Origin of the sequence: Streptomyces sp. CC224B (assembly GCF_030010595.1) — a bacterium.
In the GTDB taxonomy this organism is placed as follows: Bacteria; Actinomycetota; Actinomycetes; order Streptomycetales; family Streptomycetaceae; genus Streptomyces; species Streptomyces longispororuber.
The window spans coordinates 1-14,319 of record NZ_JASCXL010000175.1; the positions used below are offsets into that span (position 1 = coordinate 1).

Annotated in this window: 11 protein-coding genes and 3 pseudogenes; 10 read left to right on the forward strand and 4 right to left on the reverse strand. The window is 73.7% G+C overall.

The features are described from left to right. Positions 1 to 211 precede the first annotated feature (211 nt). A complete protein-coding gene (locus QK440_RS39025) occupies positions 212 to 1,390 on the forward strand; it encodes an acyl-CoA dehydrogenase family protein (RefSeq protein WP_282798013.1) in 1,179 nt (392 codons plus the stop codon). A 9-nt stretch (positions 1,391 to 1,399) separates the two neighbouring features. Here the strand turns inward: QK440_RS39025 and sepF are convergent, their stop codons facing one another. Beyond that, positions 1,400 to 1,843, reverse strand: a complete 444-nt coding sequence (sepF, locus tag QK440_RS39030) for a cell division protein SepF (protein ID WP_190140656.1) — start codon at positions 1,841 to 1,843, stop codon at positions 1,400 to 1,402. A gap of 379 nt (positions 1,844 to 2,222) precedes the next feature. Here sepF and QK440_RS39035 point away from each other — a divergent pair, with 379 nt between their 5' ends. Beyond that, on the forward strand, positions 2,223 to 3,488 hold the full coding sequence (locus tag QK440_RS39035; protein WP_282798014.1) for a DUF5685 family protein: 1,266 nt from the start codon (positions 2,223 to 2,225) through the stop codon (positions 3,486 to 3,488). 687 nt (positions 3,489 to 4,175) lie between these two features. Next, entirely contained in the window at positions 4,176 to 6,023 is a 1,848-nt protein-coding gene (locus tag QK440_RS39040) for an FAD/NAD(P)-binding protein (RefSeq protein WP_282798015.1), read from the forward strand. Here the strand turns inward: QK440_RS39040 and QK440_RS39045 are convergent. After that, positions 5,995 to 6,570, reverse strand: a complete 576-nt coding sequence (locus tag QK440_RS39045; protein ID WP_282798016.1) for a hypothetical protein — start codon at positions 6,568 to 6,570, stop codon at positions 5,995 to 5,997. The two genes, QK440_RS39040 and QK440_RS39045, sit on opposite strands and share 29 nt — an antisense overlap. Before the next feature lie 87 nt (positions 6,571 to 6,657). Between QK440_RS39045 and QK440_RS39050 the strand changes: the two genes are divergently transcribed. The 6 genes and pseudogenes from QK440_RS39050 (at position 6,658) to QK440_RS39075 (ending at position 12,531) form a co-directional block, all read left to right on the forward strand. After that, positions 6,658 to 7,752 carry an LLM class flavin-dependent oxidoreductase gene (locus QK440_RS39050; RefSeq protein WP_282798017.1) on the forward strand — a complete coding sequence of 365 codons (1,095 nt, stop codon included), beginning with the start codon at positions 6,658 to 6,660 and terminating at the stop codon, positions 7,750 to 7,752. 59 nt (positions 7,753 to 7,811) lie between these two features. Then, positions 7,812 to 7,979 (forward strand): annotated as a pseudogene (locus QK440_RS39055) (F420-dependent methylene-tetrahydromethanopterin reductase); the annotation flags it as partial. Between the two features lie 5 nt (positions 7,980 to 7,984). After that, positions 7,985 to 8,785 carry a DUF1684 domain-containing protein gene (locus QK440_RS39060; protein ID WP_282798018.1) on the forward strand — a complete coding sequence of 267 codons (801 nt, stop codon included), beginning with the start codon at positions 7,985 to 7,987 and terminating at the stop codon, positions 8,783 to 8,785. A 275-nt stretch (positions 8,786 to 9,060) separates the two neighbouring features. Beyond that, positions 9,061 to 9,960: a S1 family peptidase gene (locus QK440_RS39065; protein ID WP_282798019.1), complete on the forward strand. Its 900-nt coding sequence runs from the start codon at positions 9,061 to 9,063 to the stop codon at positions 9,958 to 9,960. A 213-nt stretch (positions 9,961 to 10,173) separates the two neighbouring features. Further along, on the forward strand, positions 10,174 to 11,139 hold the full coding sequence (locus QK440_RS39070) for an SPFH domain-containing protein (RefSeq protein ID WP_282798020.1): 966 nt from the start codon (positions 10,174 to 10,176) through the stop codon (positions 11,137 to 11,139). A 306-nt stretch (positions 11,140 to 11,445) separates the two neighbouring features. After that, positions 11,446 to 12,531 carry a S1 family peptidase gene (locus tag QK440_RS39075; RefSeq protein ID WP_282798021.1) on the forward strand — a complete coding sequence of 362 codons (1,086 nt, stop codon included), beginning with the start codon at positions 11,446 to 11,448 and terminating at the stop codon, positions 12,529 to 12,531. Between the two features lie 245 nt (positions 12,532 to 12,776). On the opposite strand, the gene QK440_RS39080 is transcribed toward QK440_RS39075, so the two are convergent. Beyond that, positions 12,777 to 13,571: a protein kinase gene (locus tag QK440_RS39080; RefSeq protein WP_282798022.1), complete on the reverse strand. Its 795-nt coding sequence runs from the start codon at positions 13,569 to 13,571 to the stop codon at positions 12,777 to 12,779. 25 nt (positions 13,572 to 13,596) lie between these two features. Between QK440_RS39080 and QK440_RS39085 the strand changes: the two are divergent. Beyond that, a pseudogene (locus tag QK440_RS39085) lies at positions 13,597 to 13,864 on the forward strand (transposase family protein); the annotation flags it as partial. A gap of 63 nt (positions 13,865 to 13,927) precedes the next feature. On the opposite strand, the pseudogene QK440_RS39090 reads toward QK440_RS39085, so the two are convergent. Continuing rightward, positions 13,928 to 14,319: pseudogene (locus QK440_RS39090) on the reverse strand (TIGR03086 family protein); the annotation flags it as partial.

Genomic DNA, 14,319 nt, shown 5'->3' on the forward strand with positions numbered 1-14,319 from the left:
GCCGGACGGGCTAGTACTAGCCCGTCCGGCGATTGAGGACGAGGCGCGGAGCGCCGAAAAAGCGGGGTCCAGGGGCGGCAGCCCTTGGTTTCGGGAAAGGGGCGGGATTGGGGAGCCACCCGCTAGGGCCCCTGGACGTGCAGGTTGCCGCGTCGTAGCGTCGGGCCGAGCCATGATGAACTACCAGCGCTAGTTAACGCCGGAGGCCCGTATGCCGCAGCCGTCCTTCGACCCCGCCGACCCCCTCGGCCTCGACGACCTGCTCTCCCCGGAGGACCTCGCCGTGCGCGACACCGTCCGGTCCTGGGCGGCCGACCGCGTCCTGCCGTACGTCGCCGAGTGGTACGAGAGCGGGGAGCTGCCGGGGGTGCGCGAGCTCGCGCGGGAGCTCGGCTCGATCGGGGCGCTCGGCATGTCCCTGACGGGGTACGGCTGCGCGGGCGCGAGCGCCGTGCAGTACGGGCTCGCCTGCCTGGAGCTGGAGGCCGCCGACTCCGGCATCCGCTCCCTGGTCTCCGTGCAGGGCTCCCTCGCCATGTACGCGATCTGGAAGTTCGGTTCGGAGGAGCAGAAGCAGCGGTGGCTGCCGGGGATGGCGGCCGGCGAGGTCATCGGGTGCTTCGGGCTCACCGAGCCCGACCACGGCTCCGACCCGGCGTCGATGCGCACGTACGCCAAGAGGGACGGCACCGACTGGATCCTCACCGGGCGCAAGATGTGGATCACCAACGGCTCGGTCGCGGGCGTGGCCGTGGTGTGGGCGCAGACCGACGACGGCATCCGCGGCTTCGCGGTGCCCACCGACGCGCCCGGTTTCTCCGCCCCGGAGATCCGGCACAAGTGGTCCCTGCGCGCCAGCGTCACCAGCGAGCTCGTCCTGGACGAGGTGCGGCTGCCCGCCGACGCGGTACTGCCGGGGGTGCGGGGCCTCAAGGGACCGCTGAGCTGCCTCACCCACGCGCGGTACGGGATCGTCTGGGGCGCGATGGGCGCGGCCCGCGCCTGCTTCGAGGCCGCGGTGGAGTACTCCCGGTCCCGCGAGCAGTTCGGCCGGCCCATCGGCGGCTTCCAGCTCACCCAGGCCAAGCTCGCCGACATGGCGGTCGAGCTGCACAAGGGGATCCTGCTCGCCCACCACCTCGGGCGGCGCCTGGACCGCGGGACGCTCCGGCCCGAGCAGGTCAGCTTCGGCAAGCTCAACAACGTACGGGAGGCGATCGAGATCTGCCGCACCGCGCGCACGATCCTCGGCGCCAACGGGATCTCGCTGGAGTACCCCGTGATGCGGCACGCGACGAACCTGGAGTCGGTGCTCACCTATGAGGGCACCGTCGAGATGCATCAGCTCGTGCTCGGCAAGGCGCTCACCGGAATCGACGCCTTCCGGTGAGGCCCTGCCTCAGCTCTGGTTGAAGAAGCCGTCCGTGCGGCGGCCGGTGCCCTCGCCGTTGACGATCTGGGTGTGGGCCGGGGTCAGCAGGAAGACGCGGTGCGCCACCCGGTCGATGGACCCGCGCAGGCCGAAGATGAGCCCGGCCGCGAAGTCGACCACGCGCTTGGCGTCGGCGGGGTCCATCGACGTGAGGTTCACGATGACCGGGACCCCGTCGCGGAACAGCTCACCGATGCCGCGGGCGTCGCGGAAGCTGTCCGGCGTGACGGTGCCGATCCTGTGGCCCTTCTCCTCGGCCGCGTCCGACGCCACCCTCACGCGCGGGTCCGTGACCCAGGCGTCGGACTCCGGGCCATCGGCTCCGTCTTCTTCGTAGCCGTCGTAGTAGCGCTCGTCGTTGTTGTCGTCGACGAGGCCAAGCCAGGCACTCGCCTTGCGCACCGATCCCATGGACGCCTCCTCTCGCAGCGGTCCGTTCGTGTTCCGCATTCCCTATCGTCGTCCATGATGCGGAGGGTGCGCCAAGGGGATAGACGCCGCGCGGGGGTTTCGTGACGGTACTGGTGCACAGTCAACGGGGCGACACGCGTGATTCCTCAAGGGTATTGCCGTACCGGGCTGCTGACTGTGAGTGAAATATGATTTGTCGTGGCGTCCGGGTGATGATCAGTACGTCCGGGTGAACGGAGCGGTCGTTACGATGCCCGCGCGGGGGCGCGCGGCACGGTGCCGCCACGGCGATGACGCCCCGTCAGTACCGGCCGGACCGCCGCCGGACGGCCGTCCTGCCACGGACGGCAGCACGCAACGGACGCAACGGGGGAACGTCTTGTTCGGAATCGTCAGGCCCTGCCGCCACCGCCTCGGCGAGCGGCTCGGGGGCCAGTGGATGGCGCATCTGTGCGGGCTCTGCCTCGCGCTGCGCGGCGACCACGGGCAGTTCGCCCGCGTCGTGACCAACTACGACGGGCTCATCATCTCGGTCCTGACGGAGGCTCAGGCCGGGCGGGACGCGGGCGGGCGGCGCACCGCAGGGCCCTGCCCGCTGCGCGGCATGCGCACCGCGTCCGTCGCCCGCGGCGAGGGCGCCCGGCTCGCCGCCGCCGTCTCGCTGGTCCTCGCCTCCGCGAAGGTCCGCGACCACGTCGTCGACGGCGACGGCCTGCTGGCCCGGCCGCCCGTGGCCGCGGCGGCGCGCCGGGTCGCGGAGCGCTGGGCCCGGGCGGGCGCGCGCACCGGCGCCGACGTGGGCTTCGACACGGCCGTCCTGGTCGACGCCGTGCGGCGGCAGGAGGGCGTCGAGGCCCTGGCGGGCCCTGGTACGTCCCTGCTCGCCGTCACCGAGCCGACCGAGACGGCCACCGCGGCCGCCTTCGCGCACACCGCCGTGCTCGCCGGGCGCCCCGGCAACGCGGAGCCGCTGGCCGAGGCGGGGCGGCTCTTCGGGCGGCTCGCGCACCTGCTGGACGCCGTGGAGGACCGGCGGGCCGACGCCGAGGCGGGCCTGTGGAACCCGCTCACGGCCACCGGGACCCCGGCCGCCGAGGCGCGCCGCCTCGCCGACGACGCGCTGCACGGCATCCGGCTCGCGCTCGCCGAGGTGGAGTTCGCCGACGCCAAGCTCGCGCACGTCCTGCTCGTGCACGAGCTGGCCCGGTCGGTGGACCGGGCCTTCGGGACGGCGGCGTGCGGGCACACTCCCCAGGCGCAGGCCGGTTCCCACCCTCACGGCTCCCCTTCCCGCGACTCCGGTGGCCACGGCTCGGGGCCGTACGGGGGTGGGTCGCCCTATGGGGACGGGTCCCCGTACGGGGGCGGGACCGGGTCCCCGTACGGGGGCGGGAGCGGGCAGGGCGGTGCGTACGGCGGTGGCGGGCAGGGCGGCGGTGGCGGGTACGGCGGTGGCGGCGGGTGGCCCGAGGAGCCGAGGAAGCCGCGGCGCGGGTTCTTCGCCGGGTGCGCCGTCGCGATCGGGCTCTGCTGCACCTGCCAGATGTGCTGCGCCAAGGAGTACGAGGGCCCCTGGTCCCGGAAGAAGCGCGAGGGCGCCTGCCGGGACTGCGACTGCTGCGAGTGCTGCTCCTGCGACTGCTGAGGCCTGCACCGCGGGCCGCACGGGGTGCACCCGTGCCGTCCTCGGTGGTCGGCATCACCGCCTGACGACGTCGGTGGTCCCCGCCCCGCTCCCCGGACGACGGGGGGCGGGGCGGGCTGGGCTGAGGGGAGGGGGGTGGCCGCGTAGGCGTACGCGTGTGAAGGCGGGGCAACGGCGCGCCCTCGGGCGCGACGGGTACGGGAGTACGGGAGTACCGAAGTACGGGAGTACCGAAGTACCGAAGTACGGGAGTGAGGAGCCCGGGGATGCCGGGTCCTCGTACGGTGAGACGAGCCGTCCGCATCGTGGGACGCGCGGGGGACGCGGGAGAAGCGGCTCCCCGGGACCCGGGGGCGCGGGCGTGGCGGTCGGCTCAGGGGAGCGTCAACACGACGCGGACCACACGCGACCGAAGTCGATGTGGGAGCGCTTGACCAGCCACTGCTGCGCATACATGAGCACAAGTGGAACAGGCATGCGAGAGCCCGTCAACTTCCTTGAGACGCACGGCTCGTATTCTGGACACGCGCGGCCGGCCGTCCGCTTGACCGGCCCCCGGGAGGTCTTGACAGCGGCGGCGAAGCGCCCCGTAGTCTCGGGGGCGGATCCGTGCTGAGGGGCTCGGTCCGTCCGGCCGCGTGGCGCGCGGCCCTGTGAAGGCACCACCGCACCAGACGGAGCCTTCGCATGCCACCCGACGCCCCCGCCCGGGACACCCTGGCCGACCCCGACCGCCGGCAGACCCCCCGCCGCCCGGCCCCGACGGCCGGCGGGCCGACCGCCGCGACGCCCTCGCTCGTCATCGTCGGAGCGGGTCCGCGCGCCACCGGGCTGCTCGAACGCATCGCCGCCAACGCACCCGCCCTGTACGGCGGCGCGCGCCTCGACATCCACCTCGTCGACCCGCACCCGCCCGGCTCCGGGCGGATCTGGCGGGAGCGTCAGTCACCGCTGCTGTGGATGAACTCCCACGCCCAGGACGTCACCCTGTTCACCGACGACACGGTGGAGGTCGCCGGACCGGTCCGGCCGGGGCCCGCGCTGCACGAGTGGGCGGGCGTCGACGGGCAGACGTTCCTCGGACGGCGTACACAGGGCGCGTACCTGCGCTGGGTGTACGAGAGATCCGTGGCGGCACTGCCGCCCGGTGTCACCGTCCGCCACCACGCCTGCCGGGCGCTGCGCGTGACCGGCCCCCGCGCCGGGCTGCAGCTCGTGTGGCTCGAAGGCCGCCCCGAACCGCTCCCCGGCGACCTCGTGGTCCTCGCCCAGGGCCACCTGGACGCCGAACCCGACGGTGAGCAGCGGCACCTGTCCCGGTACGCCGCGCGCCACGGGCTCGTCCACCTGCCGCCCGACTTCACCGCCGACAGCGACCTGAGCGTGCTCGGCGCCGGCCAGAAGGTCCTCGTACGCGGCTTCGGACTCGCCTTCGTCGACCTCATGGTGCTCCTCACCGAGGGGCGCGGCGGGCGCCACGAGGGCGACACCTATGTGCCGTCGGGCCGCGAGCCGATCCTCTACGTCGGGTCGCGGCGCGGCGTGCCGTACCATGCGAAGCTCGGCTACACCTGGGACGGCGGCGAACGGCCGCCGCTGCCCCGCTACTTGGGGCCCGCCGAGATCGACGAGCTGCTCGCGCGGCCCGGCGGCTTCGACTTCGGGCGCGACGTGTGGCCGCTGGTCGAGAAGGAGCTGGGCTTCGCCCACTACCACCGGCTGTTCACCGCGCACCCCGAGCGCACCGCCGTCGCCCGGCGGGACTTCGACGAGAAGTACGCCGCCTGCCCGCCCGGCAGCCCCGAGCTGCACGCGCTGATCGCCTCCGCCGTGCCCGACCCCGCCGACCGGCTCGACCTCGCCGCGCTCGACCGCCCGCTCGACGGCGTCCGCCACTCCTCGTACGCGGGGCTCCAGGACGGCCTGCGCGCCTACGTCGCCGCCGACCTCGCCCGCCGCCACGACCCCGCCCACAGCCCCGACCTCGCCGTCTTCCTCGCCCTCCTTTCGGTGTACGGGCAACTGGTGCGGCTCGGCGACGTCGGGCCCTGGTGGCACGGCTACTTCAGCTACCTCGCCTCCGGGCCGCCCGGGCCGCGCCTGCGGCAGCTGCTCGCGCTGTCCCGCGCCGGGATCGTGCGCTTCCTCGGCGCGGACCTGCGGGTCGAGGCGCGCGCCGGGGTGTTCCGGGCCACCAGCCCGACCGTGCCCGGCCGCCACGTCGAGGCCCGCGCCCTGGTCGAGGCGCGGCTGCCGCAGCCCACCCTGGCCCGCACCCGCGATCCGCTGCTGCGCGCCCTGCACGCGGAAGGGGTCGCCGAGACGCCCGCCGGGCTGCTCGCCGTCGACCCCGCCGACGGCCGGGTCCGCGACCGCGCCGGCGTCCCGCACCCGCGCCGCTTCGCGCTCGGCCCGCACACGGACGCGCGCGGCGCGGGCGCCTTCACCCGGCCGCGCACCAACAGCCCGTCCTTCCGGCAGAACGACGCCACCGCACGTGCCGTCCTCACCTTCCTGGACGGGGTGGCGCGATGAGCGCGCGCAGGGCACACGGCGCCCCCACCCACCGCCGGGCCCCGACCCGCCCCACGTCGGCACCTCCGCACCCCTGCGCTGCCGCGACCGGCGCCTGCGCGTCCGGCGCTACTGCCTTCGGCGCCTGCGCGTCCGGTGCTTCCGCGTCCGGTGCCTGCGCACCCGGTGCTTCCGCGTCCTGCGCCTCCGCGTCCGGCGCTTCCGCGTCCTGCACTTCAGCGCCCTGCCCTTCAGCGTCCGGGACTGCCTGCGCACCCGGTGCCTGCGCACCCTGCGTCTCCGTGCCCTGCGCTTCCGTGTCCGGTGCCTGCGCGCTCGGTGCCTGCGCGTCCTGCGCCTCCGCGTCCGGCGCTTCCGCGTCCTGCACTTCAGCGGCCGGTGCCTGCGCACCCTGCGCCTCTGCACCCTGCACTTCCGCATCCGGTGTCCGCGCTCCCGGTGCCTGCGCATCCCGCGCTTCCGCGTCCGGCGCTTCCGTGTCCGGCACCTGCGCATCCCGCGCCTCCGCGTCCGGCACCTGCGCCTTCGGCACCTGCGCCTTAGGCACCTGCGCCTCCGGCGCCTCCGCATCCCGCACCCCGACGCCCCGGTACACGAGCCCCGCGCTCGAGAAAGGTGTACTCCCATGCCCTTTATGTCCTCGGCATGCCCGCCAGCCGCCCACCGGCCGCTGCACATCGCGGCCGCCGTCGACCAGGCGGACGCCTGTACCGCCGCCCCCTTCGTCCGGCTCGCCCGGCTCGCCGAGCGCGGTGGCCTCGACTTCGTGACGCTCGGCGACTCCTTCGCCCGCCGCGGGCCCGACGCGCTCGCGGTCCTGTCCCGGGTCGCGCCCGCCACCGGCCGCGTCGGCCTGGTGCCCACCGTCACCACCACCCACGCCGAGCCCTTCCAGGTGCAGGCGGCCGTGGCCACGCTCGACCGGGTCAGCCACGGCCGCGGCGGCTGGGCCGTCGACGTGTCCGCGACCGAGGCCGCGCTGTTCGGGCGGCGCCGGGCCGCGTCCCGGGACGCCCTGTGGCGCGAGGCGGGCGAGGTCGTCGACGCCGCCCGGCGGCTCTGGGACGGCGGGGAGGACGACGCGGGGACACGGGACGTGGCGACCGGCCGCTTCCTCGGCCGGGACGAGCCGCGGCACGTCGACTTCGAGGGCGCCACCTTCGCCGTACGCGGCCTCTCCGCCGTGCCCCGGCCGCCGCAGGGCCACCCCGTGGTCGTCGTCGATGCCACCGCCGGGCCCTCCCGCGAGATGGCCGCCCGGCACGCGGACGTCGCCCTGGTCCGGGCCGCGAGCCGGGAGCAGGCGGGCGCCGCACGCGACGAGCTGCGCCGGAGCGCGGCCGCGCTCGGCCGGGACCCCGCAGAGCTGCGGGTGTTCGCCGCGCTGGTCGTCGACCTCGGCGGCGGCGAGCACGCGGCGCAGCCGGGGCACGGCGGCGGCCCGCTGCCCACCGCCGACGGGCCGCTCTACCGCGGCGGGCCCGTCGACCTGGCCGACCTCGTCGCCGCCTGGCACGCGGCGGGCGCCGCCGACGGCTTCCACCTCACCCCCGTCGAACCCCTACGGGACCTGGAGCGCCTGGTCAACGCCACGGTCGCGCTGCTCCAGCACCGCGGCCTGTTCCGCACCTTCTACCCCGGCGCCACGCTCCGGGAGCACCTGGGCCTGGCCCGTCCCGCCCACCGCCACGCCGCGCACGCGCACGCGCACGCGAAGGAGGCGACATGACGCGCCGCGCGCCCGGCGCCCGCACCGCCGAGGGCCGCTTCCCGGGCACAGGGGGGTCCGCCGCCGACGGCTTCGTCCTCGTACCGCATCCGACCACCGGCGGCCTCGACGGGTTCGTCGAACGGCTGGCGCCGCTGCCCCAGGAGCGCGGCGCCTTCCGTACGGAATACCAGGGCGCGACGCTGCGCTCACCTCTGGGGCTGCCCGAGCCCGGGGAGAAGGGTTGATGAGCATGAGCACGACCGAAGACGGACAGCGCGACTGGAAGCAGTGGCACGAGCGGCGCGTCGAGACCGTCACCGCGCCGTACGGGCCGCTGTCGCTCACCGGCACGCACTGGCTCGCCGACCACCCCGACGGCGCCCTGCCCGGCCTGCCCGGGCACTGGGCCGCGTCCCCGGAGGGCGACGAGGTCGTCCTGACCGCCGCCGCCGAGGACGGCCTCACTCTCGACGGGCGGCCCTTCTCCGGCGCGGCCCGGCTCACCGCCGACACCGGCCCGGTGCCGGCGTCCCGCCTCACGCTCGGCGACCGCCGCCTGGTCGTCCTGGTCCGCGAGGGCCTGTGGGCGGTACGGGACTTCGACCCGGACGCCCCGGCGCGGCGCGCCTTCGCCGGCATCGACGCCACCCCCTACGACCCGCGCTTCGCGGTCGAGGGCCGCTTCACCCCGTACGCCGAGGACCGCACCGTGCGGGTCGCCAACGCGGACGGCGTGGAGCGCGGGCTGGGGCTCGGCGGGGAACTCGCCTTCCGCCTCGCCGGGCGCGAGCAGGCGCTCCAGGTGAGCGTCGAGAGCGACGGCTCCCTGTGGGCGGTGTTCGCCGACGCCACCAGCACCACCTCCAGCTACCGCTTCCGCTTCCTGCGGCCCGCCGCGCCCGGCCCCGACGGCCGCGTCACGGTCGACTTCAACCGCGCCCTGCTGCCGCCGTGCGCGTTCGCCGACCACTTCGTCTGCCCCTTCCCGCCGCCCGGCAACACCCTCACCGCCGAGATCGCCGCGGGGGAGCGGAACCTCCTGCGCCGCTGATCCGCCCGGCCGTCGGCTCCGGGGCCGGGGGCACCTGTGCCTCCGGCCCCGGCGGCGGACGGCGGGAGTACGTCCGGCCCACGTCGCCCGGCACGCGACTTCTTCCGGCCAGGGCGGCCGGAAACGACACCTTGTGCGCCACGTCACCTGCCCGAATACTCCCGTGCAGCGCTTGTCAGGAGCACGACGTACCGGAATCCGCCGTGCCCCCTGGCTGCGCCTCACGGGCCCCGACCCCACAGGGGCCCCCTGACTTCCCTCGGGAGGAACCAGTCGTGAGGATCAAGCGCACCACCCCCCGCAGCCCCATAGCCAGACACTCCCGCACCCTCGCCGTGGCGACCGGCCTCGTGGCCGCCGCCGCCCTCGCGGTGCCGACCGCCAGCGCCGACGAGGCCCGTACGTACAGCGCGTCCGAGCTCACGGCGGCCAGCGACGCCGTCCTGGAGGCGGACGTGGCGGGCACCGCCTGGAACATCGACCCGAAGACCAAGAAGGTCGTGGTCACCGCCGACAGCACGGTCTCGAAGGCCGAGATCGCCAAGCTGCGCAAGGCGGCGGGCGACAACGCGGGCGCCCTGAAGATCGAGCGCACCCCGGGCACGTTCAAGAAGTACATCTCGGGCGGCGACGCCACCTACGCCAGCAGCTGGCGCTGCTCGCTCGGCTTCAACGTGCGCAACGGCAGCACCTACTACTTCCTGACCGCCGGCCACTGCACCGACGGCGCGGGCACGTGGTGGGCCAACTCGGCGAAGACGACCGTGCTCGGCACCACACACGGCTCCAGCTTCCCGACGAACGACTACGGCATCGTGCGCTACACGAACACCTCGATCGACAAGGCCGGCACCGTGGGCAGCCAGGACATCACCAACGCCGCCGACCCGACCGTCGGGCAGAACGTCACCCGCCGCGGCTCCACCACCGGCACCCACTCCGGCCGCGTCACCGGCCTGAACGCCACGGTGAACTACGGCGGCGGCGACGTCGTGTACGGCATGATCCGCACCACGGTGTGCGCCGAGCCCGGCGACAGCGGCGGCCCGCTGTACTCCGGCTCCACCGCCCTCGGCCTGACCTCCGGCGGCAGCGGCAACTGCTCCTCCGGCGGTACGACCTTCTTCCAGCCGGTCACCGAGGCGCTGCGCGCGTACAACGTCAGCGTGTACTGAAGCAGCGTGTACGGAAGCGTGTACTGACCGGCCGCGCGCACGGCCCACGGGCACGGCCCACGGGCACCGCGCGCCGACCACGCACACAGGCCCCCGTCCGGTCCCCGGGCGGGGGCCCGTCCGCGCCCGGCGGGGGGCTCGCCGCGGGGCCGGGCGCGGGGTTACCTTCGTACTGCAAGCCCTGCACACCCCAGGGAGCCCCAGGGGGTCGCCGTGGTCGAGGAACTGGTGGCGGCCGGTGCGGCCGTCGCGTCCGCGGGAGCGCTGTACGTGATGTCCGCGGCGCGTGTCGTCAAGCAGTACGAGCGCGGGGTGGTCCTGCGCCTCGGACGGCTGCAGAGCAGGGTGCGCGAGCCGGGGTTCACGCTGGTCGTGCCGTTCGTGGACCGGCTGCGCAAGGTGAACATGCAGATCGTGACGATGCCGGTGCCCGCGCAGGAGGGCATCACGCGCGACAACGTCACGGTGCGGGTGGACGCGGTGGTGTACTTCAAGGTCGTGGACGCGGCCAGCGCGGTCGTCCAGGTCGAGGACTACCGCTTCGCCGTCTCGCAGATGGCCCAGACCTCGCTGCGGTCCATCATCGGCAAGAGCGACCTGGACGACCTGCTGTCCAACCGGGAGAAGCTCAACCAGGGCCTGGAGCTGATGATCGACAGCCCGGCCGTCGGCTGGGGCGTGCAGATCGACCGCGTCGAGATCAAGGACGTGTCGCTGCCGGAGACCATGAAGCGCTCCATGGCCCGCCAGGCCGAGGCCGACCGCGAACGCCGCGCCCGCGTCATCAACGCCGACGCCGAGCTCCAGGCCTCCAAGAAGCTCTCCCAGGCCGCCCGTGAGATGTCCGAGCAGCCCGCCGCTCTGCAACTGCGCCTCCTCCAGACGGTGGTCGCCGTCGCCGCCGAGAAGAACTCCACCCTCGTCCTGCCCTTCCCGGTGGAGCTCCTGCGCTTCCTGGAGCGCGCCCAGGCGGGACCGCCGCCGTCGGGCGCGCCGGGCGGCGGGGTGGAGCAGGCGCCGGGCAGCGGCGGCGGGCAGGCGCCGGGCAGCGGCATCGGGCAGGCGCCGGGCACGGATGGCGAACAGCCGTCGGGCGGCGGCGCCCCGCAGGCCCCCGCAAGCGGAGTTGAGCGTTCAACGGCCGGGGCCGTCGAGCCGGACGTCCCCTCCGGGGCATAGGAATCCGGACAGGACTAGTCCTCACCCGCTGCCCACCGCACCCTCGCACGCGGTGTTTGCACCGGGGACCGGCGGCGGGACGACTAGGCGTGACCACGCACGGTCAACGCGGCCGCGGGGCACCGCCGCCGCCGACCGCCCGTCCTGAAGTCGACCTTGTGTACGGCCTGGGGGCCGGGGAAGAGTGGTCCGCGTCCTGGAGGCACGGACGCGGCCCCACCAGCGCCGCGTTGTCATGTGCCCGCTTTTTGCGGCCGCCGAGGTCCCCACACCGGAGCGGACCGACCCCCCACAGGAGGACATGAGTTGAAGCACCGACGCATACCCAGGCGGCGTGCCGCCCTCGCGGGCGCGGGCGCCGTCGCCCTGATCGGCGCGGCGGTCACCTTCCAGACTGCGAACGCCAGCGACGACACCCCCGACCCCGCGCCGGACCGCCTGTCGGTCGCCCAGGCCGGAAAGCTCGCCTCGTCGCTCGGCAAGGAGCTGGGCGCGGACGCCGCGGGCACGTACTACGACGCAGAGGCCCGCCAACTCGTCGTGAACGTGCTGGACAAGTCCGCGGTGAGGACCGCCGAGTCGGCGGGGGCCAAGGCGAGACTCGTCGAGAACTCCCTGGCCGAGCTGAAGAGCGCCCGCGCCACGCTGAGTGACAAGGCGTCGATCCCCGGCACGTCCTGGGCCACGGACCCGGCCTCCAACAAGGTCGTCGTGACCGCGGACCGCACGGTGAAGGGCGCCGAGCTGAAGCGGCTGACGGAGGTCGTCGAGAAGCTCGGCGGCACGGCCGAACTCCAGCGCACCAAGGGGGAGTTCAAGCCCTTCGTCGCGGGCGGCGACGCCATCTTCGGCGGCGGCAGCCGCTGCTCCCTCGGCTTCAACGTGGTCAAGGACGGCGCCCCGCACTTCCTGACCGCGGGCCACTGCACGGAGTCCGTCACCAGCTGGTCCGACAAGCAGGGCGGCCCGGCGATCGGCGAGAACGTGGGCTCCAGCTTCCCCGACAACGACTACGGCCTCGTCAAGTACTCGGGCGACACCCCCCACCCGAGCGAGGTCAACCTCTACAACGGCAGCACGCAGAAGATCACCAAGGCGGGCGAGGCCACGGTCGGCCAACAGGTGCAGCGCAGCGGCTCCACCACGCAGCTCCACGACGGCAAGGTCACCGGCCTGAACGCCACCGTGAACTACGGCAACGGCGACGTCGTCAACGGCCTCATCCAGACCGACGTCTGCGCCGAGCCCGGCGACAGCGGCGGCGCGCTCTTCGCCGGCGACACGGCGCTCGGCCTGACCTCCGGCGGCAGCGGTGACTGCACCTCCGGCGGCGAGACGTTCTTCCAGCCGGTCCCGGAGGCCCTGGAGGCCTACGGGGCGCAGATCGGCTAACGGGCCGACACCTGGACACCCGCCGCACAGGAACCCGGTGACCACCGGGCCCGGCACACAGGAAAGGGCCCCGGAAACCACGCGGTTTCCGGGGCTTTTCCCTGCGCGGGGCCCCGTCCGGCCCGAGCGGCCGTACGGGCGCCCGGGCTGGACGGCTCGTAGGCGGCTTGAGCATGCGAGGGCGTACATGACGAAGCCCCGCCCGTCAGGCCGACCAGGCCTGGTGGGCAGGGCCACACATGCGCCTAGGCGCGGTCCCTGTACCGGACCCAGGAGCGAGCCGCGTCCTCCATCGCTTGGAGCCATCCGGCCGCCGGAGAAGACCGGGCACTGTGGCCGTACATGCGCATGGTGGCCTTGGCGAAGGCGGTGATCGCCCGCGAGTCCGCGACCTGCCAGGCCCGGCATCCAGCAGCCCAGGCTTCTGCCTCGGCGGGGGTGTGTCCCGCAGAGATGAGCTGCACGACGAAGGTAGCGGGGTCGATGAACCCCGCTCCGCGGGTCGGCCAAGACCAGTCGACGATCCACGCCCGGTCAGGCCCGATCATGATGTTGCTGGGATTGATGTCCGTGTGCAGCAAGCTGGTGCCGCGGAACAGCTCCGCTTCCGCCTCGTCTGCGGCGAAGGCGTCCCATCGTGTCTCCGGCCAGTCGCGGGCCACAGAGGGCGTGGGAATCGCCGCAGCGCGGTTCAAGGTCTCGACGATCACGGGAAGATCCGCAGAATCGAGGTCGAAGGACGACGTACGACCGTCGATGGCCTCGAACCCCAGGATCACCCACCCTTCGCCGTCGGCACTCCACAGCAGCCGCGGGGATACCGATTCCACGTAGGGGGCGATATCCCTTTCTCTGTTCAGGGAGTCCAGCCGTCCGCCAGGCTGGTTGAACATCGCTTTCACGAAGAACCGCCCGGCTTCGGCGCGGATGACTGCGGCAAAATCGGAGCTGAAGCCGCGTGCCGGGCGCCGCACTTCGGTGACGTCGCCGGTGTACGGGTGGATCAATTCCCTGAAGTGCGAGTCTGGCAAGTCATCCACGCCGATTCTCCTTGGCGGTTTAGTTCTTGGGCTGACACTCACTGGGTGGTGTCCCCGGTGAACAGGTGGCGACCGGCCTGGTGATGCCGCACCGCCGCCGCCAAGGCGAAGAACTGGCCAATTGGCAGAAGTCGCAGAACACCTCCCACAAACAGGTCCGGGCGCGCGTCGAGCACACCTTCGCCCGCATGAAGTGCTGGAAGATCCCGCGGGATTGCCGCCTCAAGGGCGATGGCGTTCATCACGCCATGCTCGGCATCGCCCGCCTGCACAACCTCACCCTCGCCGGATAGGGGTATGCCCCCACCGCAGTGACCGTGCTCTCACCACGCCGAAGATCATTTACGGGACAGCCCTTAGGCGTTCGCGTGCACCTCGCGTCCCAGCCAGGCCGCCAGCCGGCCGTACGCATCCGATTCTTGGGAGGCGGGGCGTACCGGCTCGAAGGGGACGGAGGCGCCACGCCGTTCTGGCGGCAGGGCCTCGTGGGCGAATGCCAGTGAGAACTCGGCCAGCTCCGGGGCGAGTTCGTGCACACTTCCAAGGGCCTGGCGCAAGTCCCATGTGTGTGCGGCGATCTCCATGACACCCGCGCTCAGCGCGCCGCGCACAGGCAGGGTCGCGAAGCCGAGATCCACCATACGGTCCAGCGCGCGATCGTCCATGGCCCACCCGGCCACGATGAGCCGCTCCTCGGCGTCCGCGTACGCCGCTGCCCAGTCGTCGCCCGGGACCTCGGCGACGTTTC

Bases quoted from the DNA above. Each gene is read 5' to 3' on its own strand.
- QK440_RS39025 (WP_282798013.1), top strand. From the start codon at position 212: ATGCCGCAGCCGTCCTTCGACCCCGCCGACCCCCTCGGCCTCGACGAC.
- QK440_RS39040 (WP_282798015.1), top strand. From the start codon at position 4,176: ATGCCACCCGACGCCCCCGCCCGGGACACCCTGGCCGACCCCGACCGC.
- QK440_RS39050 (WP_282798017.1), top strand. From the start codon at position 6,658: ATGTCCTCGGCATGCCCGCCAGCCGCCCACCGGCCGCTGCACATCGCG.
- QK440_RS39060 (WP_282798018.1), top strand. From the start codon at position 7,985: ATGAGCACGACCGAAGACGGACAGCGCGACTGGAAGCAGTGGCACGAG.
- sepF (WP_190140656.1), bottom strand. From the start codon at position 1,843: ATGGGATCGGTGCGCAAGGCGAGTGCCTGGCTTGGCCTCGTCGACGAC.